Origin of the sequence: Anaerobutyricum soehngenii, assembly GCF_009697165.1 — a bacterium.
Classification (GTDB): domain Bacteria; phylum Bacillota; class Clostridia; order Lachnospirales; family Lachnospiraceae; genus Anaerobutyricum; species Anaerobutyricum soehngenii.
In genome coordinates, this window is record NZ_VULP01000006.1 from 15,605 (window position 1) to 41,796 (window position 26,192).

Sequence of the window (26,192 nt, forward strand, 5' to 3'; positions counted from 1 at the left end):
CTTTCCTGTTTTCTTATTCCAGACCGAAGTCCCTTTTTCTATCTTCCCTGCCATTCTCGCTTTCCCGCTGGCTTTTTTCTTTATAAATCTGCAATTTCTCATGGATAGAACCACGTGCCGGTCGTTCTTCTTTCTCTTTCGATTCTGACTGCTCTGCTTCTGTGTCTTCCCGTTCATCCATATTAAGAAGGGCATTTAGTTCTGACAGTCGCTCCAGTTTCTGGTTCAGTTCCTCTTCTTTTGTGAATGGCTTTCCAACTTCCTCTTTGGCATTTGTAAGCTGCTCCTGTACCGTTTCCAATCGTTGCTCCGCTTCTGCCAGTTTCTCCGGATAGCTTTCCAGAAGATTATTGATACGGGTGATATTTCCCAGGGCATCTGCTCCCAGATGAACTTTCGATACCGATTCATGCTTCACAGACAGGATAAACTCCTTACTCCAGCTGTCGAACTGGATTCTCATGTTGAATCCCTGATAGTTTCCGATATCCATTGCTGCATCGACTGCTTTCATGTCCTTGCAGACTGCCAGTAGTGCCGCTCCTGCTTCTTTCTTTTCTGTAAATACTTTGCCGCTGATCTCCATGGAAAACTGTTCTGGATCTGTGATTTTATGCTCCTGATAATGGGCAATATCCGCTTTGTAGCTATCAATAGTCTCGGTCAATTTTGCAATCTGCTGTGGAAAATTTCTTGCAATATCATCTTCCAGACGGTACTGGTTATTCATGTGATTGGCTTTTAAAAGTTTCAGTTTTGCCACATCCACGTCCAGTGCCATCTTTTCTTTTACTGCCGGATTTCCAGTTGCCAGTGCCTTAACCTCTGCATAGGACAGTGCCGCTTCGTCCACATCTTCGCAGCTTCTGACCGGTGCTTTGCTCGTCATAATCTGGGAGATGAACTTCTGTTTATTTTCGATCAACTGCCACATGTAGCTGTCGAAGGTGGATTCTGTCACATACCGAAAGATATGAACCTTTTTATTGTGATTTCCCTGCCGGATGATACGTCCTTCCCTCTGCTCCAGATCAGACGGTTTCCAGCCAATATCCAGATGATGCAGAGCAATCAGACGATCCTGCACGTTGGTACCGGCACCCATCTTTGCTGTTGAACCAATCAAAAAACGAACCTGCCCAGATTTTACTTTTCCAAACAGCTCCGTCTTCTTTGCTTCGGTATTTGCATCATGAATGAATGCAATTTCTTTTTCCGGTACACCTTTCGCCATCAGCTTCTGTTTCAAGTCATCGTAAACATTGAAACTGCCATCGCCTTTCGGTGTGCTCAAGTCACAAAAAATGATCTGCGCCGATTTCTGTACAACTGTATCTTTCCAGATTTCATAGCTTTTTTCTGCACAGACCGACACTTTACTGCCCGGATCGTCTGGCAATAGTTCATTGACCAATCGCTGATCCAGTGCCAGTTTTCTTCCGTCATTGGTAATTTTCAGCATATTGTCTACACTAGCATCTACGCCACCGTTTCTTACCACTTCCGCACGCTCTCCTAGGCTTGCTACGATTTCTTTCTGCTGTTCTGTTGGTTTCAATACTACAGTTTCGTATTCCGCTTCCGGTACTGGAAGATTCAACTGATCCGAAGTCTTGATATCTGCAATCTCCTTGAACATATTCATCAGTTCCGGGATATTATAGAATCTGGCGAATCTGGATTTTGCTCGGTATCCGGTTCCTTCCGGTGCAAGTTCAATGCTGGTCACAACCTCTCCAAACGTGGATGCCCAGGAATCAAATAATCCCAAGCCCATATTCTGTAATTTGCTGTTCTGCAGATATCTCTGCATGACATAAAGTTCCGTCATGCTGTTGCTGATCGGTGTGCCCGTTGCAAAGGTAATGCCTTTTCCACCGGTAATCTCATCCAGATACTGACATTTATTAAACATATCTGCTGATTTCTGTGCTTCGTTCTGGGCAATTCCGGCTACATTTCTCATTTTTGTATAAAGGAACGCATTTTTATAACTGTGTGCCTCGTCTACATACAGATGATCCACTCCCAGTTCTTCAAAGGTAACTACATTATCCTTTTTCTCTTTCTGATTCAGCTTCTCCAGTCTTGTCATCAGCGTTTTTCTGGTCTTTTCAATCTGCTTTACCGTATAGCGGCCGCCATCCTGCTCATATCTTGCACTCTGGATTGCGATTTCCAGATCGTCAATCTGCTTCCGCAGCATGGCTTCCTGCCTCTCATCAGAGATTGGGATACGCTCAAACTGGGAATGACCGATGATAATCGCATCATAGTTTCCCATAGCGATTCTGGCACAGAACTTTTTCCGGTTCGCCGGTTCAAAATCTTTCTTGGTTGCCACCAGGATATTGGCTCCCGGATATAACTGCAGGAACTCGGCTCCCCACTGCTCTGTCAGATGGTTCGGCACGACAAATAGATTCTTTTGTGATAATCCCAGACGTTTGCTCTCCATTGCAGCCGCTACCATCTCGTAGGTCTTCCCAGCTCCTACTACATGAGCCAGAAGCACATTATCCCCGTAAAGCTGATGTGCGACAGCATTTTTCTGATGTGGGCGAAGTTCAATTTCCGGGTTCATTCCTGGGAAAGTCAGATGACTGCCATCGTATTCACGGGGACGGATACTGTTAAACCGTTCATTATAAACTCTTACCAGTCTTTCACGTCTCTGTTGATCTTTGAAAATCCAATCCTTAAATGCTGCTTTCATGGCATCCTGTTTCTGTGATGCCAGCATAGTTTCTTTTTTATTGAGGACACGAATCTCATCCCCATTTTCATTGACACTCTTATCATAGATACGAACATCTTTCAGATTCAGTGTATCTTCCAGAATCCGGTAAGCATTTGCCCTCTCGGTTCCATACGTTGCATAGGCAAACGCATTTCTTGGACTGTCTGCATTTTTCCCGGTAATCCGCCACTCACCATTCACCTCAGAATATTTTACCTGTATCTCCTTCTGTGCAAGATACCACGGAGTATGAAGCAGTTCCCTCATAAAGTCCTGATAATCCGATGGTTCAATCCAGGTTGCCCCAATCCTTACTTCGATTTCAGATGCTTCCAGTTCTCTTGGCTGAACTGCTTCCAATGCACGGACATTCGGTGTGAATTCCGGGTGATTCTCTGCAAAGGTTCTTGCTGTGTTTAACTTCTCCCTGACATTTCCAGATAAATACTCATCTCCACTCTCCCACTGGTCTGTCAGTGGGTTCTTAAATATAACTCCAACCAGTTCCTCCGTGATTTTTTCTTCTGTCTTTCCTGTCAGCTGTGCCATATAGGACAGATCCACCTTTGCTCTTTCATTCAATGATAATGCTAAGGCTTCTGTCGCAGTTTCCACACTGGTTACCGCCACTGCCTTTTTGATGGTTCGTTTCGTAAACATGTCTGCTTTTCGCTTCAATGTTCCATCTTCGTTCAGGTCTTCCAGAGAACACAACAGACAATAAGAAGCGTCATCAGAAAACGCCCGCTTGTTTGCATTACTTCCGATGACTCCATACTTTGCTGTGTAAGCATCATATACTTGATTCAATTTCTCCTGCTGTTTGTGAATTTCTTCATCTGTTACGGATTCTTCCATCTGCATGGCAATCAGTTCACGCACCGTGTCTCGGATCTCCACCATACCTTTTACACGTTCTGCAGTAGCGGCAGGCATCTTTACCTGATTCATCAGAGAGTTAACACGGTAATATACCTGATCATCTACAACCGCATAACTGTAATTACGAACATTCGGATCTGCCGGGATACTCTCTGGTACATCATCCAGTTCTGCATCCACATCAACTGCAGGTGCCATATTTCCATGAATATTCCTGACAGCTTCTGCAAGCTGGACTTCAAGATCAGCACCTTCTATCGGCATACAGGTTGTTTCCATACCATACGGACCGGATACCTCTTTCATCTCACCCAGAATCATTTCCGGATGGTCTGCAAAATACTGATTGACCGTAATTCCATTGGCATCACTTCCAAGATTCACCCACTCCGGCATCTCTTTTGTCATGCTGTCACGCTTCTGGAAGAATAAAATATCTGCACTGACTTCCGTTCCTGCATTTGCTTTGAATGCTGTGTTCGGCAGGCGGATGGCTCCAAGGAGATCGGCACGTTCTGCCAGATACTTTCGGACTTCCGGTGATGCTTTATCCATGGTTCCTTTTGTTGTGATCAAAGCTGCCACACCACCCGGACGCAACTGGTCGATTGTCTTTGCCAGAAAATAATCGTGAATCATAAAATTATAGCGGTCATATTGCCTGTCATTCACTTTATAAGCTCCAAATGGCACATTTCCGATTGCCACATCGAAGAAATCATTCGGATAATCTGTCTTCTCAAAACCTTTAATCTGGATATTGGCATCTGGGTAAAGCAGTTTTGCAATTCTACCGCTGATACTGTCCAGTTCCACACCATAGAGTTTTGACTGGTTCAGCTTCTCAGGAAGCATTCCAAAGAAGTTACCAACACCCATGGATGGCTCCAGGATATTTCCTTTTGTAAATCCCAGATTTTCCAACGCCTGATACATACTTTCAATCACGATTGGCTGTGTGTAATGGGCATTTAAGGTAGAAGCTCTGGCTGCTGCATATTCTTCCGGTGTAAGGACTGTCTTTAATTCCAGATATTCCGTCTCCCATGCGGATTTTGTTTCATCGAAAGCATCAGCAAGACCTCCCCAGCCTACATATCGGGATAAAATCTCCTGTTCGTCTGGTGTGGCATTGCGGTTTTCTTCCTCGCATTTCTTTAAAAGCTGGATTGCCATGATATTAGCACGGAACTTTTCCTTTGGTGTTCCCTGTCCCAGTTCATCATCTGTGATATGGAAGTTTGTTGCTGGAATATCAGACTGTTCTGGTGTTATATCTTCCTTTTTTTCTGCATCTTCTACTGCTTCCGGTTGTGTCTCAACCTCCGACGGTTCCTGATTTTCCTCTCGTATTTCCTGCTGATCAGAGCCTTCCTGCTCCACTTCCAAAGCCTGCTGAGCTCCTTCCAGATCCGCCTGTCTCTGTGCTTCCTGCCGTTCTTCATACTTTTCCAGTTCTTCCGGTGATAAGAAATCATCGGTGCGAATCAGCTGACGGACACGTTCTGCAACCTTATTCCACTTTAATAGAACTTCTACATCTGGACTGCCAATCTTCCCTTTCGCAAGTTTTAATCCTTTCGCATCATGGGAAGCATCGGATTCATACGCTCCCGGTATCCCAGGTGCTGCTCCACCTGTACCATACTCATTTTTCAGAAACTCAGCTGCATCCTTTATATCGTGATGTTCCATGAAATACTCATAGATCCGATTCCGTCCTCCGGCAGTGATCCCGCCTCTTCTAAGGACTGCATCTATCTCATCCTGTGTGATAAAGGAAAGGGCCGGACGTTCGACCGTAAATTTCTGGTCTACCCAGGAACGCTCCCTCTGGAGATCCTGAAAACGCTGGAAATATTCCGGATTATGCTGAATCTCCCACCTGCGATAATCTTCTGGATTCTCATCCATATCTTTCTGCAGCCATTCAAAGCGATGGGCAATTGCATCTGCTTCCGCTGAATCTGTCCAAGCTTCCCGCACGACATCCTGCCAATCCGAATATGATTGCTGCTCCTCCCGGTTTCTGCTGGTATCCCGAAAATGGAGTGCAAGAAGATTGGTCATTTCTTCCTGCTCCTGTTCAATGGCGTTATTGGAAATCAGATTATCCACGTAACTTCTATCCTCATACATATCCCGGATTCTGTCCGCCGCTTCTTCCCACGTAACCATGCGATCAAAGTTTCTTCTGGCGGAATCTCCCCGTCGGATACGGATACCATCATTGTCATACCAGATACTGATTTTCTGTCCATCTATGGTAAATCCTTTTCCACCTGTTTCATATTCCTCCTTCAGGAAGTTCTGCATTTCTTCATTATCCAGACCTTCAATCAGTCTTGCCGTAATATGAAACAGTGTATTTTTCTGTCCACTTCCCGTGCGGAGAATATCATCTACTACTTCATCAGAAATAAGAAAAGCGGCTGGCTGTTCTAATGCAGCTACCGCTTTCCTTATTTCTCCTAACTGTTCCTCTTCTGTCGGGAACAGACTTAATTGTAAATAATCTCCTGAATTACCAGTTCCTCTGCCTGTGCTTTGATCTGGTTCATGTGTCTGGTCCATGCCATCCCGTCTGCCATTTTGTCCGGTGCCGGGTTTTTCTCCAGAAGTTCTGACATCAGGTTGTCTACTCTCTGCCTTGCCTGGCTGTCGATTTCCATCAGATGACTGTCCAGACGGTTCTGTAAGGTCAGAATGTTGAATCTGGCTACTTTGTGGTTTCTCAGATACTCTTTCCTCATCAATCCGTACTTCCCGATCGTTCCTCTCGTCTCCTCCAGACTGATATCCGGAATCTGGTACTCTCCATTCTGGCTGTAAGTGATCTCTCTCATGCTCTGTTTCCTCCTTATTTTCTCCTCTATCTTCTGTGTTCCTTGTTTTGCTTTCACGAATTAACGTGTTAAATTCATTATAAGCTACTTCTTTTTCTTTTGCAACCGTTTTCAGATCTTTTTCCAAGTCATTCAACACATATCGTCCAATCTGCATCAATACCGGTCTGCTGATCTCATTCACAGAACTTCCAAGGTGTCCAATAACCTTTAACTGGTTAAAATCTGTAATATGACGAAAATCCTCTGCATCAAGATATTCCTGCACATCCAGTCCGCATCGGTTCAGTAACACATACCAGACACTGTTTGTCATCAGTTCCCGGAACTCCACTTTCTGATTCTGTTCATCCAGATCTTCCAGAAAAGTGCCGGCTACATCCATTTGCAGTTCGTCGAAAGCATCCGGCAACCAGGCCTGCACACTTTCTTCTGCCGCCTGGTGAAGAACCTCTGCTAATCCTCCCTCTGTTGCTTCCAGTGCCAGCCGCTCCTGCAGATAATCTGCCACCAGTTGTTCTCCTTCTGGATTAAGATTCCATAACTGCGGATCTCTGCCCAGATTTTTTACCTTATAAGTATCCTGCACATCAAAAACATATCGGAGTTTCGTTTTTGGTCCGGATGTGTTATCTATCAGGGCAATTCCTTTAGAACCCTTTTTAATCCATCGGTACATCTTCTGGTTCCAGATTTCCATGGATGCCACGGCTGTTGCTCCCGGACGCTGTGCATAGATCAAGAGCTGTTCCGGAAAAGTGTACCGGTACAGCCTGGATGCAGTATTTAGAAACCGCATCCATTCCTGCGGATTGGCAGCAACATCCTTTGCCACTTCCTCCGTCAGAAGTTCCATTGCATATAATTTATTTGCCATCTGTTACTCCCTTTCTTCTTCCCACTTTTCTTCTACAACATCGGCAATCCGTTCCATTGCCCTTGTCATAGAAGGAAAATTACTACTGTTACTTGCTTTTCCAATCTGATCAATAAGAAATTCCGGCATATCTGCAAGTGCTCCGGCAATCATAGCCTTTACCCGGATATCCTCCAGCATAAGAAGCTCTTTTACACCAAATTCTTCACCAAATACATCCTGATATCTCCGTAAGTCATCCAAAAGATATTCCGGTTTTAAATCTCTATCCATTTCCTTTCTTTTATCATCACCATATAAACACCAGTCCATATTCTTTTCTCCTCCATCTTCATAAAATTAGGGACTGCTCACACAGTCCCCTCAAAATCATCGTTATTTCTCGTTATAATACTGAGGCAAGGTCTTTCGCCCTATTCTTTGGGATTGTATCTGTCCCTTTTGCTTTGATCTCCGCCTTGGCTTTCTCCAGTTTTCCATGGATTCCACCTTTTGCTTCTGTTCTCCCAGTTGCTTTTTCTGCTGCTTTTTCTTTCTCCAGACGTGCTTCCCTGCGTTCGGCATTTTCCATAACTGCTGTCTTTCCATCACAGAACTGAACCTTATCCGAAAGCTGTTCCTGCCTCTCTACCTGCGTCTCATTGACTTCCTGTACCATGGCATTTAATTCCGGTACTTCAAACATTCCGTTATCAGGAAGAATCAGCACCTCATGAATTGAAGAGGGAAGAACAAAATAATCACTTCCCAGGCATTCACCGATCTGCTTACGAATATCTTCCTGCAGTAACAGTGATGCACCATTCATTTTTTGTGCATTTGAAAGACAGAACATTGGATTTTCCATTGCTTCAACATTCAGTTTTTCATTCAAAAGATTTTCTGCTTCTTCACCAAAAATCATGGATTTTATCATTTCATTCATGTCCATCAAAACAACACCACGATTTCTGTCTGCCGCCACTGCATCTGCCTGGATTTGTTCTGCTGTCACACCCCATTCATTCATAAGATTGACAGTAACCGGAATACTACCAATTCCTCCCTCGTTTTCTTCCACATTCACTGCGTAATATGCTGCAAAATCTCCATGTTCGGTAACAACTTTATCAGCCAGGCGTTCTTCATTCCATTCCCGGTCACAGATTCTCACCTGTAATTTGTCCTTCATTTTTTCATAATCCAAAATATCCGGAAGACCCATATTGATAAATGCCGCTTTGTCCTGCACTTCAATACGCATATCTGCCACATCACCCACACAGGAATCCAGATTTTTTCCATTGACATATTCCATATAAAGAGAATCCAGATATACCATCGGCACAGCTCTTTGATCACCCTGTGGAATTGAAATGCCAGTCAACCTTAATCCATTATTTTTTGCAACTTCTTCAATACGGATTTCTCCATTCTGATATGAATCCGGCAAATAGTCTTTTACATTATCTTTGACATATTCATAAAATTCTTTTCTGTTCATCATACGCTTTTACCCCTTTCTGATCATGTGATGGTTCATTCTTTTCCTGCTGACCATCTGCTCGGCTTTTTTCTGATAAGCCATCATTCTTTTTAAAGTTCTCTCCTGGTTCTTTCTTGCTTCCTGTCTCTTTTCCATTGTTTTCATCATATTTTTCTGTCCCTTTCTGTGAATTTTTGTATTTTAAAGGGAGCCCTGATTCAGGGCCCCCTTTACTGAGGATTACTGTTTTCTGATTTTCTTTCTGCTGATATAAAGTCCTGCCATGCCTCCGGTAGAGATAAGCAGAAGCAGAATCGGCAGCCAGATATTTGTGTTATCTCCTGTCTTCGGTGCATCTGATACCTTCGTCTCTTCATGGGACTGCGGCACATCTGGTGTGCTTGGTGTTTCCGGAACTTCCGGTTTCTCATTTGTCAGATTGAAAGTAACTTCTACAACCGGCGTACTGTCGTCTGCGTAGGCAAATGTCACTTCATGCTTGGTCTGATCCAGTGTGTATCCATCCAGTGTTTTTGTCTCCACCAGATAATACTTGATTGCTGTATCATATTTGCCGTTCTTGAATGCGGCAATCTCATACAGCTTACTCTCGGCATGACCGGCAGCATCTGTTTTTAAGGTTTCCAGGACCTTTCCTTTGCTGTCACGGAATTCAAATTCTACTCCTTTCAGCGGTTCCCCAGATGATTTATCTGTCTTATTGAGAATGACTTTTCCCTTGGCAGTATCATCTTTCATAACCACTTTCTGGATTTCTCCAGTATCCTTCACCTCAAATGTCACATCCGATGTCAGAAGATATCCTTTTGGTGCCTGTTCCTCTCGTAAGGTGTATCTACCAATTGGCAGTTTTTCAATATAGTGTGCCTCCTCTGTGGAAGTCCAGCTCTCTACTACCTGATCGTCCTTATCAAGAATCGTTAGTTTTGCACCAGGAATCTCTGTATCTCCTGTGATATCTGTCTTGCTGATCTGAACCTTGGTCACATCATCTTTCATCTCATGCTTCTGAATCTCAGCTGTATTCTCAACCGTAAAGGTAATGCTCTCTGCAGTAACATATCCGTCTGCCGGTTTTGTTTCCGTCATGGTATACTCATTACCTACAACAAGTTCTTTGATCACATGAGATCCTTCTGTAGAAGTCCATTCATCCACAACATTTCCATCTGCATCCGTCACTTTCAGGTGTGCACCTGGAAGTTCTTTGCCTGTGGTCAGGTCTGTTTTTGTCAGTTCCACTGTGGTCGGCTGATTTTCAAACGTAAAATCATAGCTTACTTCTGCCTGATCTTCTCCGGCATATTCAAAGGTAAACTCCTGCACTTCTTCCGTTGTCACAAATCCGTCCGGTGCACTGTTCTCTTTTACATAATATTTTCCATCTACTGGAAGATCTGCCGCAAAAGTGATCTGTCCTTTCTCATCGGTTGCTTTCTGCTCGATGAGGGAATCTTTCTCAAGCAACACATCTCCGTTTACATTTTTGATATCTTCACTGGTATAAAGGCCGAAGACGCCGCCTGCAAGAACACGGTCTGTATCTTTTTCTTTCTTCAGAACAGTAACCTTTACTTTCTGACGGGTATTCTGCCATTTTTCATCATAAGTGATTACCGGTGTGTCCTGATCACGGTAGGAAAGATCAACATATCTCGGTTCTCCATCCAATACATAGCCATGGGCAGTTTTAACTTCTTTCACATAGTATTTGCCTGCCGGGAGATTATCCATCTGTGCAATACCATTGGAATCTGTAGTAATAGTTCCTACTTTTTCATCTGCTTTGTAATAATCTTTGCTGACACCATCTGCCGCTTTGATATCTTCCGCAGCAAATACATCGAAAGTCACATCTGTAAGGCTTCCGGTTACATATTCGAAGAGATGCTCCACAGTGCCTTTTACATTGTCCAGAAGTGTCACTTTATCCAAAAATTCTCCATTTTTGTTGATGATTAAAAGTCCTGTCGGCACTTCATCTTTCATCTCTACCTTCTGAATCTCTGCGGTATCTTCCAGTGTGAACTTCACATCCGTTGCTTTCAGATATCCATACGGTGCGATTTCTTCACGAAGGGTATATTCCTCCCCAACGGTCAGTCGTTTAATCACATGTGGCTGGTCTTTTACAGAAGTCCACTGATCTACGACATTCCCCTCTCTATCAAGAACGGTGAGTTTTGCTCCATCCAGTTCCACACCTGTTGTCACATCTGATTTTGTAATTTCAACCGTTGTCGGCTGATTCTTCTTCACTGTTTTCAGTTTTACTGTCTTCACGTCCTGTCCCTGATAAGAAGCATCCAGATTCAGAACTTCATCGGAAGAAACGAATCCTGCCGGTGCCTTTAACTCTTTTACATAATACTGTCCGAGTGGCAGATCCAGCGTACAGGAAGCAATTCCATCTTTATCAGAAGTCATTTCCTGTAACAGGGTATCAGCGTTGACAATGACTTTGCCTTCTGCTTTGATATCATCTTTGTTATAAATGCCAAAGACTGCACCTTCTACCGTTGCTCCGTTTTCTGCATCCTGTTTTTCTACCTGGATTGCAACTTTCTGTCTGTCATCACCAACAGTCACTTCCTGTTCGATCACAGGTGTATCCTGATCTGCATAGACAAATGCTACATCCGATCTGTCATGGTTCAGAACAAATCCTTCCGGTGCTGTTTTTTCTACCACATAGTAAGAACCAAGCGGCAGGTTATCTGCAACTGCTTTTCCGTCTTCCCCGGTCGTTACCGTTGTTACCAGAGCATCTTTTGCATAAATCAGCTGTCTGTTTCCATTTTCATCTTTCTGATAATCCGGTGTGTAGATATTTTCCGCTGCATAGACGTTAAACTCTGCACCTTTCAGATATTTTTCTTCATAAACAAAATCCTTTTTGAATCCACTCAGCATCTCACCTTTTTTATAGATCGTCAGCTTTCCTTTTACCGGATGATTCTCGTAATCAACTGTGATAATGGCATCGCCGCTTTCTGAATCCATCTGATAAGCAGTGTTTGCATCAACAGCAATCTCCATATAATTCTTGTTGATTGTGTACCCTTCCGGTGCGTTGACTTCCTCAATCCGGTAATGTCCGATTTTCAGGTTCTTTGGCATGATCAGATAACCCTGACTGTCTGTAAAATAGGACTTGTGTGTGGTTGTCACAGGATAAGTAGTTACCTGCTCCACGTATTTTTTGTTATCCAGGTCATATACCTTAAATTCTGTTCCTGCAATCAGGACGGATTTCTTTGTTTCATCGTCTTTTTTCACAATTTTCAATTTTGCCTTGAACTCTTTGTCCAGAAGCACACGCCAGATCTGTGGCTCATTCGGATGGTTCTCTGTGATATTCACTTCAAAATCATCGACTGGCTTGTAATTGTGTGGTGTTGTTGTTTCACGGACAATATAGCTTCCAAATGGTAATGGAATACTGCAGGCATAACCTTTTTCATCTGTAAAAATCTCAGTAGCTCCGTTTTCTCCACTCACTACTGGTTTAGCAGAATCAAAATCATAGCTTCCATCTGCTTTCTTTGTAAGGGAAGATTTCAGATAAACTGTAAATCCGGCTCCGGATAACAGATCTGCATCGGTCTTTCCATTGTTGGCTGCTTTGATAATCTGGAACGGCTGCTTGATCACCTGTTCACTGGAAATGCATTCTCTTTTTACTTCTGCAGTCATATCACCTTCATAACTACATTCAAGATCATGTTCTTCTGTATCTGCCAGGTATCCGGTCGGTGGTGTGATCTCCTTGACGTAATATTTGCCAAGATATAAGCCATCTACAGAAGCCTGTCCTTTTTCATCCGTTGTAAGAGAAGCCACCTGTTCCCCTGCTTTATAAATCACACCGGTTGCTCCATCCGGATGCACGATATCTTCACGGGCATATAATCCGTAGACTGCACCTTTCAGTGTTGCATCGCCCTGCGGAACGGCTTTTCCTGTTTCTTTATCAACTTTGAATAAATTGATTTTTGCTGTCACACGGTCATTGCTGAAGGTATGGGCGAAAGATACGGTTGCTTCTTTATCATTGGTGTAAGAGAACTTGAACGTATACACGTCTTCTGTATTTCTTACATAGCCTTCTGGTGCCTGGTCTTCTTTTACGGAATAGGAATGATTGATAGGCAGATCTGCTGTGAATTTTGCCTTTCCATCCTCACCGGTAGTGGCTTTCTCAATCAGGGTGCCTTTCTTTACAACAACTACACCATCTGCATTTTTGATATCGTCTGCCGCATACAGGGCGAAAATACCACCTTCCAGCGGTTTCTTTGTATCTTTATCCTGTTTTACTACAGTGACTTCTGCTTTCTGACGCTCATTGTTGAAGGTGACATCCGCAAATACAACTTCTTTATTCTGTCCGGCATAAGTCAGCGTCACTGTCTTTTCTTCGCCGCCATTATAGAAGTTGTCCGGTGCTTTTGCTTCTTTTACCACATAAGTTCCTAGATGGAGATTCTTCAGGGTAACAGAGCCGTTCTCACCTGTTGTCAGATTTTCTTTCACCAGATCACCTTTGCTGTACACTTTTGTACCATACGCAGTCACAATATCTGCTCCGGCATACACGTTGTAAACAGCATTTTTTTGTCTGCGGTTCTCATAATGGAATACGGTTCCACTCTCACTGACTTCTGCTCCGGTAAGCACCTGACCTTCTTTATAAACAGTAAGCTCTGCAAGCTGCTCCTTATTTTCCACGGTTACAGCTGAGGTCTTACTTGCTACCAGTTTTACATTTGTTGCCGTTGCATTTACTACATATCCCTGTGGTGCTGTGATTTCTTTCAGATAAACGGTATCCTGTGTCTTGATAATCGTAACAGAGGATTTTCCATTCTTATCTGTTGCAGGCATCTGAGTGATCAGCTTTGTACAAGCCTCATCGCTGTAAACGCCAAATACTGCACCTGCAAGATTGACATTCGCTGTATCGTCTTTCTTTACGATTTCGATCGTAGCCTGTTCAATCCATGACACCTTTAAGCTTACATATTTTTCATCAGCAACACCTTCTCCAAATACAAATGCCAGATCCTGAACACTTGCATTCGTAGTCAATTTATATGCTGAATAATCTTTTGTAATACTTCCCTTCATTTTTGCAGAAAAAGTATCACTTACATCTCTTGTCTGTGTCAGAGGAGCTGAGAGATAAAACGTGGTTCCTCCTCCAATTGTTACGCTTGCACCTGCCGCACTTACGGTTCCAGTAGATACATTATGGAGCTTTACTCCTTTTGGTAAGTCCATTGTGATTTTCTGCTGGGAAGATGCGTTGAACTTAATGTTCTCCGTTCTCTGAACATTTCTATCTACATAAGCTTTTACATCCGGCTTTGAAAATGACATCGCTACATCTGGTATTTCCGGCTTATTCACACAATAATTATAGAGTTCTTTTGCCAAAGCCTCTCCTGTAGCATTGGTTCCGTAAAATGCATCACTGCTTCCGTTGGCATATGATGCAGCCATGTGAATGATGATGAATCTTTTTCCTTCTGAAAAATCCGTGTGTTTATTCGCAAAAAAGCTTTCGCTCCCTGCGGCATCTGTGCCGTAATAACACACTTTTGCTAACGCCTGATTGTCTCCAATCTTTGTAATTGTATAATTTCCAGATCCAGGTCCTGGCTTAGCTGGCTGTACACAATACGCAATTGCTCTGACGTTTCCGTAGCTGATATAGTACGGCTCTGTCAGATAGGTTCCAAGATTATAATCTGCATATCTATACAGTGGTCCTTTTTCAATTGTTACCTGCTGTGTACTTCTTGCTGAATAAGCTGAAACTGCTTCAAATGTTGCAATCTCTCCCTCTTCCATAGCATCAAGATCCACACCTTCGTCTCCTGCCTGTTCCAAAACATCATGAAGCTCTAACCCTGATTCTTCATCATAGGTATCCTGATTCTGTGCCTGCTCTACTAAATCATCAAATTCATCAGCGTCAATATCGGTAATCTCCGAGTCTGCTTCTGAATCCTCCGCTTCCTCTGTCTGCTGTTCACTGCCAGCGGTTTCTGATTCGGTCACTGCTTCACTCCCTGCAGTTTCAGTCTGAGCTTCTGTTGCTTTCTCACGCACAATCAGTTTTCGGCTGATCTGGTACTTCGGATGCTCTTGATTTACCGGTTCCACATAATAGACCGCTTTGTAAGTGTCCGCATGATCTGTCGTAAAATCCTCATCCTTGTCATTCTTTGCTTCCTCAAATGTGACTTTGACCTTGTTATCATCCTTGATTTCCAGTCCCGTGTAATCTGATTTCACATCAAATACACTGCCTGTTTCAATTTCATAATCTTTGGCAGTCACCACCTCATCTTCATCCAGAAGGTCTTTCACTTCCTCATAAAGTGGAGGTTTTTCCTCTGGCTGGATCTCCGCTGCATATGCCGTCATCGGAGACAGCACTGTACTAAGCATTGTCATGCCTGCCAGCAAGCCAGATACTACTTTTCTAAAATTACCTTTTTTCTTCATGCTAAGGTCCTCTCTTTCATATATTTGTATTAAAACAGACAGTCCTTAGACTGCCTGCAATACACTACTTATCGTTGTGGAAAAATAAGATTGAACTGTACATTTCCCTCTCCGGGATCGACCATCTCCACAGTTGCTTCATACTGTCTCCCTGTTTTTCTTGATACCAGATCCTTATAATGGATTTTTCCTTTAGACAGGAACTTCTTTGCTGCCACCTTATCCATCTTTTTTCCCTGGCTTGCAAGAAATTTATCATTTTTCCATAAGGTAAAAGCACATTTCCGGTCAGAACAGTAAAAATTTACTTTTCCTTCCCTGACATCTGCTCCACAGCGGGGACATTTGCCAATGACTTCTCCTTTTGCCTTTCCCTGAAACTGATTTTTCTTCTCTTCTGAAATCCCCTGATACCTGGCAACCAGTTCCTGCATCAGCTCTGTAATCCCATTTAGGAATTCATCTGCTGTCTCTGTATTCTGGGCAATATGATTCAATGCCATTTCCCACTCTGCGGTCATCTTCGGAGATTTAATCTCATCCGGTAGAACCGTAATCAGCACATTTCCATCATCTGTCGGCACCAGATTTTTCTTTTCCCTTTTCACAAAGCCAGACTGAATCAGTTTTTCAATGATTGCTGCCCTTGTTGCAGGAGTACCAAGTCCTTTCTTTTCTGTATCTTCGGTCAGCTCTTCATTCCCTGCACGTTCCATCGCAGAAAGCAGGGTATCTTCTGTGTACTGTTTCGGTGGCTGTGTAAAATGCTCCGATACAAAAGAATCACAGGGACCATAATGCTTGCCTGCCCAGATATCCAACTCCGGCTCTTCTTTTTCTGCAATGATTCCAAAGAACTGTTTCAGTTTTTTCTCAATTGTCTTGAACCCTTCCTGTTTTGTTTTCTTTGCATTGAGATAAAACGTATGATAATTGCAGGTAATCTGACATTTATGACTCTCATAAATATAAGGATCTGCAGTTGCTGTCAGAACCCTGGCACTGATCAAATACAAAATCTTGCGGCTTCGTTCTTTCAGTTCACCAATATCTGCTTTGGCTACTTCCATGGTTGGGATAATCGCATGGTGATCGGATACTTTCTTTGAATTTAATACCTTACTCACGTCCGGTTGATATTCCAGACCTTCAGCATAAGGCATTTTCCCAAATAACATCTGAATCAGAGTTTCTGTACTTTCTCCCATCTCATCTGTCAGATACTGGCTGTCTGTTCTCGGATAAGTGACAAGCTTCTGCTCATACATCTCCTGCACAGCATCCAATGTCTGCTGTGCGGTATAGCCAAACATTCTGTTAGCTTCCCTCTGCAGGGTGGTCAGATCATAAAGCTTCGGAGGGCGGACCGTTTTCTCTTTCACATCATCCTTCTCCACTTCGCACATGCGCTCCTGACACTCTGCAGCCACTTTATCTGCATCTTCTTTTTTCTGAAAATTCTCTGTGACCGCATCCATATCGTCAAATTTGATATGAGCCATATAATATTTCTCTTTGGTAAATTCCTTGATCTTCTGATTTCGATCCACGATCATGGCAAGTGTTGGTGTCTGTACTCTTCCAACTTTCAGATTCTGGTTATACAGAACAGAAAAAAGACGGCTCGCATTGATTCCCACCAGCCAGTCAGCCTTTGCCCTGCAAAGAGCTGACTGATAGAGACTGTCATAACACGAACCGTCTTTTAATGACGCAAATCCATCTTTAATTGCCTGTTCTTCCATGGAAGAGATCCAGAGTCGCTTCATCGGCTTTTTACATCCTGCCTGCTCATACACCAGACGGAAGATCAGCTCACCTTCACGTCCTGCATCAGTGGCACAGATCACTTCATCTACTTTGGAATCTCTCATAAGTTTCTTTAAGATTCCAAACTGCTTTTTCGTACCTTCCAATACCTTATGTTTCCAACATTCTGGCACAATCGGCAGATCATCATATCTCCATTTTTTATATTTTTCATCGTATTCCGATGCATCACATAATCCAACCAGATGTCCTACGCACCAGGAAACGATATAACCGTTTCCCTCCACGTAGCCATCTTTTCTTGTTCTGGCTCCAAGCACGGAAGCCAGTGCCATCGCAACCGATGGCTTTTCTGCAATCACTAATTTCATTTACTCCTGCTCCTCTTCTTCATCTTCTAGTACCTCATCATTGAAATCTTCATCTTTCAAAACTTCTGTCCCTGCATTTTCCTGTTCTTCCTGCTCATCTGCATCGTCTACCTCCCGTTTTTCTGACTCTGAATCTTCGGATTCATTTTCATCCTCTTCCATCTCATCTTCATCATCATATTCATGTTTCGGTTTGTAGACTTTCAAGTAATAACCACCTGCCGCAGCTCCAACAGCAACCAATCCGATCAGTAGATAAGTCCCTGCCAAACTTTTGTCTTCTGGCATCTGAATTTCATCCTCTACCTTATCTTTCTCATCTGTCTCTGTCGTTTCCGGCTTTTCTTCTTCAGCCTGTTTCTCTGGTTCTGCATAAACAATATCTACTTCCGGAAGTGTCACAGAATCAGAAAGTGTGAAGTTCATCAGGTCTTTCTCACTGACTTCGGTAAGGAAATACACATTATCCTGAGATTTTGAATTGTCGATGATCAGATAAAAAATCTTACCACTCTTAGTTGAAATGGTATAAAACTCTTTTGTGCCTTCCGTAGCTGTTTTGGTAACAGAATCTGCTGTCTCGCCTTCTTTATTAAGCTGTTCCTCAATACCTGTCACTGTCCGATCATCCACAGTTCCTTTTGCATCTGTTGGCTCAGAAGCCTGTGCATCCTGCGGAAGTGGTGAAGTCGTTGTTTTCTCAGTCCCAGTTGCATCTGCACTGGTCGTGGTTGCCATCGCACCATTGCTGTCACCTGAAGTTTTCTGTTTCTCTGCCTGCTTCTTTGCCCATTCATAATAAGGATTCTGCAACACATACTTTTCAGAAGTATTTCCGGCACCATCCGTTACCGTGATTTCAATCTGTTTTGTTGTAAAATCTTTCTGTGTCAGTTGCACTCTCAGCATTCCATCCTTCAGATCTGTATAAGTGGTGCCATTAACTGTCACAGAAGTAATGCCGGAAACGGTATCATTTCCCTGAATCGTCAGTACACCATCTGTCAGAGATGCAGAAAGCGTAGGCTTTTCTGTGTCATAACACTTAATAGAGCGATTCTGCTCATAGACCTTCCCCTCACCATCTGTCACACGCACATAGACCGTCTGATTACCAGTAATGGAAATACTTCCATTCCCTGTCACATCCTGCCAGCTTCCGTCTTTCCCAGCTTTCGCTTCAATTTTTGTGATAGAAAATCCTTCTGGCATATGACTGGCATCCACAGTAATTGCGACTGCCGTTTCCCCCTGTCTCCAGCCATCTGGCTTTTCAATCGTAATTGCGGGTGCTGTATTCTCTGCCGCTAACACACTCTGTGTCTGCAACATAGGCGATGTCAAGCAAAGAATCGTTGTTGCCGCAAGCAATCCTTTTTTCACGCTATTTTTAGATTTCTTCTGTTTCATCTTCTCTAAATTCATCATCAGACCTTGTTTCCTCCTTCTGTATTTCTACCCTGCCGGGCAGTTCATTTTTCATTCTCTTTTTGAAAGCTTCCAGCTCTGGAATGCTCATATCCATTGCACGGATAATTTTTACAATTTCCAGATTTTCCGCTTCTGTTTTTGCTATCTCCGCAGCCTTGAAACGCTTTAAATCTGCTTCATATCTGGCTTTGGATGCTTCCATTTTTTCCTTGGCTTTCTCATAATCTGCCGTTGCTTTTTCAAGACTTTTCATCGCTTCTCCTTTCCGGACGGCTGTTACACCGCCCTTTTCCTTACCATCGTCCGAATCCATAGAAATGACTCTGCCAGTATGGAGAGTTGATGGACGTATACTGCACCGGATGCCCACAATGGATCATCTGACCATTGCCCACATAGATTCCGATATGCGTTACCGGAACTCCTGCATCGTAAGTACCTGTAAAGAAGATCAGATCTCCTGGCTGTGCTTCTGACTGAGATACCGGCGTACAAATGTCATACAATCCCTGTGCCGTTAATCTTCCTGTATTCCTTACACCTGAATGTGTCAGGCAGTAACTTACGAATCCAGAACAGTCAAATCCACTTGGCGAATATCCACCCCACACATACGGTGTCCCAAGATATCTCGCTGCTTCATTTAACAAACGCTGTGCTGCTTCACTGGTATATTCATTGCCGCCAAATCCTGCCCCTTCTCCTGTTTCCAGATAAAAGATCGGGTTTAACCGCTCTCCATTTTTCAGAAGTTCAATGTGAAGATGGCTTCCTGTAGAATTTCCAGTATTTCCTACAAGCCCTATCTCATCACCTTTCGTGACGGATGCTCCTGCAGATACACTCCGGCTGCTTAAATGTGCATACCGCAGTTCATAGCCTTTACTGTCCTTGATCACAACATAATTGCCATAGCTGTCGTTATAAGCAGAAGTTGTAACCGTTCCGGTCAGCCCTGCCATTACTTTTGTCCCTTCCGGTGCTCCGATATCCATACCATTATGAAGCTGATTTGCTCCTGATATTGGATGAATCCTGTATCCATAATAGCTGGTCACACTGGAATACCAGTTAAAATCAACCGGTGTTGCAAACATCTGCAAGTTGCCTTTTGTATCGTTGTAGGCACTGAACAGTTCTTTCTGGAAAAATCCCAACCTGTCCTGACAGATTGACATCAGGTTTCCACTATTTAAGGTGACATTCAGCACATCTACATCTCTTGTCCTGGTCACTTCCACTTCATTGCTTCCATTATCATCTGCCAGATAACATTCCCATGTTTGATGTCCATGTGCAGATGCTGCCGCATGACTGTCATAATAGACATCAAACTGTACACCGTATCTTGCGAAAGCTCCGGTATCTTCTACGGTATATTCGACACCATTCATAACTACCTTTGTTCCCATTGGTACAAACGGATTGGAAGCATCTACCGCTAAGGTATGATTGGCAGTTGGATATGCTCCACTGGCAGTCGGTCCTCCGCTCCAAATACCACAACAGATTGGGCAGTTGCAATAGCCACTGGTAACAACCTGTCCCAAAGATTCTCCAACCCTTACTGTCGCAGTCTCTGTCACAGTCTCATTCACTGCTTCAGTAGTCAGATGGTATTGCTCTGCAAACAACGCATCCAGTTCTGGCTTCACCTGCTCAAACGTAAACTCCTCATATTTTGCAGACAGGTAACTGATCAGGATAAACGGATCATGCTCTATCGGACCAATATCATAGCGGTACTCATCATGCCCCGGTTCTTCCGATTCCATGTTGTTGATCCGCTCCTGCAGATTAGCTTCCAGCTGTGTGTAATACAGTTCCGCTTCCCGGATTGCCTGATCCGATGACAGATAACTGGTTCCGGTATAAGTGATCACATTTTGTAAAAACACTGCAGAGCAAGACGTGACATTCGTTATGATCAGAAACATCAATCCGATCAGAACTGCTACACTGATATACACCTTCCGGTTTTCTTTAAAGAAGTTGGTGACTTTGCCGCCAATCTTCTTGATATAATCAATCGTACCTTTTGTAGCTGTTCCTACTGTCTGTTCACTTCTCTTCGCTTTGGCATAATCCCGTTTGATCTGTTGCTTCTGAATCTGTTTTTTCAGTTTCTTCTGCTCCTGACGGGCTGCAGCCTGTGTCTGTTTCTCTGCCTGTCTTTCAAGTCTGCTTCTTTTTCTGGATGCCCTCTGTTTCCTGCGTCTGGCACTTCTCTGTTCCAGCCGGTAAACACCTTCGCCGCTTTCTTCTAACTTATGGGCACCTTCTACCGCCGCATTATCATCTTCATTTTTGCTGATCTCACGGTGCAATGCTGCGGAAGTTGCACTTCCTGCTTTCTTGACAACAGAAGTTTTTTCAGTTTTCACAGATTCCCCTTCTCCAAACTTCAAGCGGGATTTCTTCTTTCCAGGAGCTTCCCCTTCATTTGCCTGATAGACCTGTGCTTTCTTGGAATGCTGCTTTGCTTCCTTTTTCTTTCTTGCTTCTTCATAAGAAAACTTTTTGGCTTTTTCTTTCTGTTTCTGATGGCGGAAATTGACTCCATCCGTATCCATCTGGTTCAATTTCTCCATATCTTTGTCATTTTTCACAGAAGCACCAGTTTCCTCATAAGCAAACTTCAAACGTTGTTTTTGTTTTGGCTTTTTGCTGCCACCTGTCTGATTTCTCCGGCTGTCTCCTCTGTTTTCTGATAGATCAGCACGTTTTTCTTTCAGTCTCCCTGACTGTCCGGCTTCGGATTTTTCTGCAAGTCTGGATTCTTTTCCGACTTCAGCACGGATTCTTTTTCTATTTTGCTGTTTACTACACTGTCCAAAATCCTCACTTTGCTTCTCTGTCCGTATCAGTTCCGGTGCATCTCTGGATTTTTGCACAGAGGGTCGAATATTTTTCCCACTCCGTTCAGACTGGCGGGGAGACTTATCCACAAGGTTTTCTTCTTTTTCCCCCTGTTTTCTTCCCATCTGCACATCACCGACACGGTTACTGACACGAACAGAAGATTTATCTGTCAGGTTTTCTTCCACCAGACCATCCTTGGTCATCTTCTGGACTTTCTTGTCTCTGACTTTCATTCTCTGTTCTGCCACTGATTACTCCTCCTTCTTCGGATACCCTTTCCCTGCCTGTAATAAACAGAGAAAAGCGATGCCAAATACAGCACCGCCACTAAAAGTTAATACATATGAAATTGCTCGTACCATTGCTTTCTCCTTTGATTTAACCTGCTTCAGAAGTCTCCTCTAAGCGGGTTGTCATGATTTTATAGAGGGAATTCTTCGGGAATCTGTCTACAAATGGGATAATGACATTTCCATAGAACAGAAGTCCTTCACCCTCATTGCTGTTGGTTACATAGGACAGCTGAGTTGGTGAGATATTCAGCTGTTTTGCCAGAATCTGCCTGTCTCCGGAAGCCTGGTTCAGCATATAAATAAAATCTGAATTTTCAAATATATTCTCGATTTCCCTGGAAGACAGCAAATCCTTAATATTCTGGGTGATGCCCGTTGGAATACCACCCCATTTACGGAATCGCTTCCAAATCTCCACGCTGTAGGCTGCAGTTTGTTCTTCTTTTAAGAGAAGATGGAACTCGTCCACATAGTATCTGGTGGATTTATGGGCAGAACGGTTCATCGTTACCCTGTTCCAAACCTGATCCTGGATGACGAGCATCCCAATCTTTTTCAACTGCTTACCAAGTTCCTTGATATCAAAGCAGACAATGCGGTTATTGATATCCACGTTTGTCTGATGGTTAAACACATTCAAAGAACCTGTAACATAGATTTCCAACGAAGTGGCCAGTCGCTGTGCTTCTGGCTCTTCCTGTTTTCTCAGAAGGTTATATAAATCCTCTAGGATTGGCATCTTCTCCGGTACGGGATTGGCAAGATATTCCTGATAAACCAACCGCACACAACGGTCAATGATAGTTTTTTCTACCGGCTCCAGTCCATTCTTTCCTCCAACAATCAGCTCACACAACGACAGAATAAAATCTGCTTTCAATGACAGTGGATTATCTTCCTCGGAATAGTTCAGGTTCAGATCCATTGGATTGATATACTGGTCAGATACCGGAGAAACCCGTACCACCTGCCCGTGCAGTGCCTGCACAAGTGCCGAATATTCGGCTTCTGGATCGCAGACGATGATATCATCTTCTGTGATCAGGAAGCAGTTTGTAATTTCTCTCTTTGCTGAGAAGGACTTACCGGAACCTGGTGTACCAAGAATCAGTCCATTCGGGTTCTTCAAACGTTTTCGATCAACCATAATCATGTTGTTGGATAATGCATTCAGTCCATAATAAAGAGCCTCCCCTTCCTGAAACAGTTCCTGTGTCGTAAACGGCACGAAGATCGCTGTTGAAGATGTGGTAAGCCCTCTCTGAATTTCAATCCGATTGACTCCCAGCGGAATACAGGACATGAGTGCTGCTTCCTGCTGATAATCCAGCTGTTTTAAGGAACAGTTATATTTCTGTGCGATTCCCTGCACCTGGAAAATATTGTTATCCAGCTTCTGACGCTTCTTTGCGGTATTCATTACCAGAACCGTCACAAGGAACATTCTCTCATTTCTGGACTGCAGATCTTCCAGCAGGTTTTTCGCCTCTTCTCCATAGGTTATAAGGTCCGATGGAAGCACGTCCATATCATAACCGGAACGTACCGCCCGTTTCTGCTCTTCAATCTTCATCTTATCCAGATCTGAAATCTTACTCTTGATCATCTTGATTGCAGAACTCTGGTCAATGGACTGGATATGAATGTTGACATTGATGCTGTCATCCACATCCAGGAAATCTGCAAGCATCCGGTCTGTAAGCTCCGGTGCAAGAATCTGCAGGTAACTCACACTTCCCAGCGTTCTTCCCATCAAAAATGTCTGATTCTTGGAAAAGTTAAAGGAAGTCGGTGCAATAAAATCTTTGGTCTTTAATCCGGTTTCCGGAAGCATCTTATACTGGAACTTAAATGGTTCAATCCGATCCTGGTTGAACACATGATACATAATCTCCAGCCTTTCCAGACCATTCAGGGAATGTGCCTGTGCTCCCAGGACCTTAAAGTTATTTAAGATATCTGTTTCGACTCTTTCAAGCCTTGGCCTTGCCACCTTCAGGCTTTCTGCTTCGATTCCAAAAGTGATATACTTTGTCTTCACCAGACCATTATTTCCCTTGGAAAGCTGATTCTTCAACATGGTACGGTATTCTTCACGAATGGCATTGAAGTCATCGTTCTGATCCGGAATGTCAATGCTTTTCTCAAATTCTGCCACATCCACCTGCTGATTGATAAAAGACAGCTGCACACTGATGGAAGAATCAAAGTAATTTAAGAAATCACAATAATTCTCAAATATCGTAGTCTTATCCTCATTTAAAGCAAGCTGATAGTTGATGTCATAAAACTGAATCGTCTTGGAGAAAAAGGTCTTTGTCACCTGGCAAATACCATCCTGCAGCATCCGAATATACGGAATACTCTGCTGTGCTGTTGTAGGAATGTTTTTCTGTTTCCTGCGGTCCCGTTCCTGCTTCTTCCTACGCTTTTCCTGTTCTCTTTCTTTTCTGCTTTTTTTGTTTCTTCTTTCCTGACGGTTTCTTTTTTCCGCCAGGGACAGACGCTCCTGCTGAGCCTCCTGCTTTGTCTTTTTTGCCATCCGGCACACCCTCCTTTTTTACAAGGGTGGAAATCTCCTGATAAAAATTTTCTGTCTTATATGGTCTTACTGCCGGACAGATAAACTTCTGTCGAATGATATTTGCCACCACTTTTTCAAAGGGAAGACCGTCTTTTTCATACATTGCCATGAAGAAAAACGGAAGCATGATCGTTACCATCAGGATGGCTGCGATACTGGAACCGATTGGTTTTCTCATGAACAGATAAAACGGAATTCCCGCAACTGCGGCAAGTGAAAAGAAAATCAGCTGCCGCTTTGTCAGATTTAACGCTACTTTTGTTTTGACCTTTGTAAGGTCTTTGGGTACTGGTACATACGCCATGTATGTGCTCCTTTCCTGCCCGTTAGTGGGCATTGAATATTGATTTGCTAAGGCTTCCGGTCTTGAATAATGAAAATGCAAGAATCACGGTATAAGCCGCTACTGAAAACATTGCTGCATGAAGGTCACTGGATATGGTCATTGCATTTACTAAAACTGCATAAATTCCCACACAGACCATCATGAAGAATCCCTGAAATGCCAGTGCGAACAAGCCTTTTAAATAGTTGTTTCCGATATTGCCCCATTCCTTATTGGTCATGGTGGCAAACGGAATTGGTGCTATGGAAGTATAAAGGTAAATCTCTATCATTCTTCCGTATAAAATAACGGTTATAATGATCGACAGAATCCGCATGGTAATACTGATCAGCAGCGTTTCCATGGATAACAAGAACAAATCCCCCAGTTCCATATCTTCCAGTGCATCCACAATCCTTGTGATTGCTTCCGATGCGTCCACTGCTGTGTTTCCGGAAATTACTCCGGCGGCATTGTTGACCACATGCTGGCCAACGTCAAAGACCGCCATCGTGATATTGAACGTATTCGTCACCAGATAAATGGCTACATACGCCTTAAAGATCCAGAGGAAAATGTTGTAAGTCTCAAATTCATGGAAATTGTTTTTCTGCGTTACCATCGTAATCAGTTCATAGCACAGGACAAATGTGATGATCAGTCCCGCAATGGGGACAATCACCGTTTGGGAAATGTTCTGGATCAGATTGAAGATTCCGGCATTCCATCCCTGCGGTGTCTGTCCCACCTGCCCGGCTATGGTTCCCACCTGCTCATTGACAGACGTGAACATGTTATCCAAACAGGACTTGATAAGCCCGATCAGGATATCCTTTATCGCTTCCGTAATTCTCTCAATGATGGTGTTCATCTACCACTCCTCTTAAGAGAACAATGTTGCCAGCTGTGGAATCAGGGTAGTTCCCAGCAGCATGATTCCGGCACCAGCCATCAGCTGTTTGATGCCCTGGCTCTTAGCACCGGGATTGTCGTTTCCATATCCTTCCAGAAGGTTTACGACACCCCACACGCCAAGACCTGCGCCGATTGCGACTACAAGAGTTTTTAAAGTTGTAATTGCACTGCTAAAAAATGCCATATACATTCACCAAAACTGACTTCTTTCAGGTGTTTACGGGAACGAAAATACACCGACTAAAAAGCCGGTGCACCTAATGTCAGTTATTCCTTTCCTCATTATTTTCTGTT

At 43.4% G+C, this 26,192-nt stretch carries 14 protein-coding genes; all 14 read right to left on the reverse strand.

Annotated features, from left to right (window positions below):
- Positions 1-13: 13 nt before the first annotated feature.
- Positions 14-7,345 (reverse strand): helicase-like domain-containing protein, encoded by a 7,332-nt coding sequence (locus tag FYJ25_RS04455; RefSeq protein ID WP_028086449.1) that lies wholly within the window; start codon positions 7,343-7,345, stop codon positions 14-16.
- 3 nt (positions 7,346-7,348) lie between these two features.
- On the reverse strand, positions 7,349-7,657 hold the full coding sequence (locus FYJ25_RS04460) for a hypothetical protein (RefSeq protein ID WP_026648905.1): 309 nt from the start codon (positions 7,655-7,657) through the stop codon (positions 7,349-7,351).
- A 73-nt stretch (positions 7,658-7,730) separates the two neighbouring features.
- Positions 7,731-8,831 carry a DUF5688 family protein gene (locus FYJ25_RS04465; protein WP_026648906.1) on the reverse strand — a complete coding sequence of 367 codons (1,101 nt, stop codon included), beginning with the start codon at positions 8,829-8,831 and terminating at the stop codon, positions 7,731-7,733.
- Positions 8,832-8,837: 6 nt separating this feature from the next.
- A complete protein-coding gene (locus FYJ25_RS14380) occupies positions 8,838-8,978 on the reverse strand; it encodes a hypothetical protein (RefSeq protein WP_164651566.1) in 141 nt (46 codons plus the stop codon).
- Positions 8,979-9,050: 72 nt separating this feature from the next.
- Positions 9,051-15,347, reverse strand: a complete 6,297-nt coding sequence (locus FYJ25_RS04470) for a SpaA isopeptide-forming pilin-related protein (RefSeq protein ID WP_073106996.1) — start codon at positions 15,345-15,347, stop codon at positions 9,051-9,053.
- Positions 15,348-15,415: 68 nt separating this feature from the next.
- Positions 15,416-17,488 carry a DNA topoisomerase 3 gene (locus tag FYJ25_RS04475; RefSeq protein ID WP_055195143.1) on the reverse strand — a complete coding sequence of 691 codons (2,073 nt, stop codon included), beginning with the start codon at positions 17,486-17,488 and terminating at the stop codon, positions 15,416-15,418.
- Positions 17,489-18,916, reverse strand: a complete 1,428-nt coding sequence (locus FYJ25_RS04480; protein ID WP_028086446.1) for a CD1107 family mobile element protein — start codon at positions 18,914-18,916, stop codon at positions 17,489-17,491.
- On the reverse strand, positions 18,879-19,232 hold the full coding sequence (locus FYJ25_RS04485; RefSeq protein ID WP_227163109.1) for a DUF4315 family protein: 354 nt from the start codon (positions 19,230-19,232) through the stop codon (positions 18,879-18,881). Before FYJ25_RS04485 ends, FYJ25_RS04480 begins: the two co-directional genes overlap by 38 nt.
- Positions 19,213-22,014 (reverse strand): CD1108 family mobile element protein, encoded by a 2,802-nt coding sequence (locus FYJ25_RS04490; RefSeq protein WP_118440831.1) that lies wholly within the window; start codon positions 22,012-22,014, stop codon positions 19,213-19,215. The genes FYJ25_RS04485 and FYJ25_RS04490 overlap by 20 nt, the downstream gene beginning before the upstream one ends.
- 18 nt (positions 22,015-22,032) lie before the next feature.
- On the reverse strand, positions 22,033-22,143 hold the full coding sequence (locus FYJ25_RS04495) for a DUF3789 domain-containing protein (RefSeq protein WP_118440830.1): 111 nt from the start codon (positions 22,141-22,143) through the stop codon (positions 22,033-22,035).
- A gap of 16 nt (positions 22,144-22,159) precedes the next feature.
- Positions 22,160-24,616: a VirB4-like conjugal transfer ATPase, CD1110 family gene (locus tag FYJ25_RS04500; RefSeq protein ID WP_173705535.1), complete on the reverse strand. Its 2,457-nt coding sequence runs from the start codon at positions 24,614-24,616 to the stop codon at positions 22,160-22,162.
- Positions 24,498-24,962: a PrgI family protein gene (locus FYJ25_RS04505; RefSeq protein ID WP_044956137.1), complete on the reverse strand. Its 465-nt coding sequence runs from the start codon at positions 24,960-24,962 to the stop codon at positions 24,498-24,500. Before FYJ25_RS04505 ends, FYJ25_RS04500 begins: the two co-directional genes overlap by 119 nt.
- A gap of 22 nt (positions 24,963-24,984) precedes the next feature.
- The gene (locus FYJ25_RS04510) at positions 24,985-25,854 is read right to left on the reverse strand and encodes a VirB6/TrbL-like conjugal transfer protein, CD1112 family (protein ID WP_005344182.1); all 870 of its coding nucleotides are present in this window, start codon (positions 25,852-25,854) and stop codon (positions 24,985-24,987) included.
- A 12-nt stretch (positions 25,855-25,866) separates the two neighbouring features.
- Positions 25,867-26,082, reverse strand: a complete 216-nt coding sequence (locus FYJ25_RS04515; RefSeq protein ID WP_017144663.1) for a Maff2 family mobile element protein — start codon at positions 26,080-26,082, stop codon at positions 25,867-25,869.
- Positions 26,083-26,192 lie beyond the last annotated feature (110 nt).

Bases quoted from the DNA above. Each gene is read 5' to 3' on its own strand.
- FYJ25_RS04490 (WP_118440831.1), bottom strand. From the start codon at position 22,014: ATGAAAGTCAGAGACAAGAAAGTCCAGAAGATGACCAAGGATGGTCTG.
- FYJ25_RS04505 (WP_044956137.1), bottom strand. From the start codon at position 24,962: ATGGCGTATGTACCAGTACCCAAAGACCTTACAAAGGTCAAAACAAAA.
- FYJ25_RS04475 (WP_055195143.1), bottom strand. From the start codon at position 17,488: ATGAAATTAGTGATTGCAGAAAAGCCATCGGTTGCGATGGCACTGGCT.
- FYJ25_RS04455 (WP_028086449.1), bottom strand. From the start codon at position 7,345: ATGGCAAATAAATTATATGCAATGGAACTTCTGACGGAGGAAGTGGCA.
- FYJ25_RS04495 (WP_118440830.1), bottom strand. From the start codon at position 22,143: ATGGTACGAGCAATTTCATATGTATTAACTTTTAGTGGCGGTGCTGTA.
- FYJ25_RS04485 (WP_227163109.1), bottom strand. From the start codon at position 19,232: ATGGATTCGGACGATGGTAAGGAAAAGGGCGGTGTAACAGCCGTCCGG.
- FYJ25_RS04470 (WP_073106996.1), bottom strand. From the start codon at position 15,347: ATGAAGAAAAAAGGTAATTTTAGAAAAGTAGTATCTGGCTTGCTGGCA.
- FYJ25_RS14380 (WP_164651566.1), bottom strand. From the start codon at position 8,978: ATGATGAAAACAATGGAAAAGAGACAGGAAGCAAGAAAGAACCAGGAG.
- FYJ25_RS04480 (WP_028086446.1), bottom strand. From the start codon at position 18,916: ATGATGAATTTAGAGAAGATGAAACAGAAGAAATCTAAAAATAGCGTG.
- FYJ25_RS04500 (WP_173705535.1), bottom strand. From the start codon at position 24,616: ATGGCAAAAAAGACAAAGCAGGAGGCTCAGCAGGAGCGTCTGTCCCTG.
- FYJ25_RS04515 (WP_017144663.1), bottom strand. From the start codon at position 26,082: ATGGCATTTTTTAGCAGTGCAATTACAACTTTAAAAACTCTTGTAGTC.
- FYJ25_RS04465 (WP_026648906.1), bottom strand. From the start codon at position 8,831: ATGATGAACAGAAAAGAATTTTATGAATATGTCAAAGATAATGTAAAA.
- FYJ25_RS04510 (WP_005344182.1), bottom strand. From the start codon at position 25,854: ATGAACACCATCATTGAGAGAATTACGGAAGCGATAAAGGATATCCTG.
- FYJ25_RS04460 (WP_026648905.1), bottom strand. From the start codon at position 7,657: ATGGACTGGTGTTTATATGGTGATGATAAAAGAAAGGAAATGGATAGA.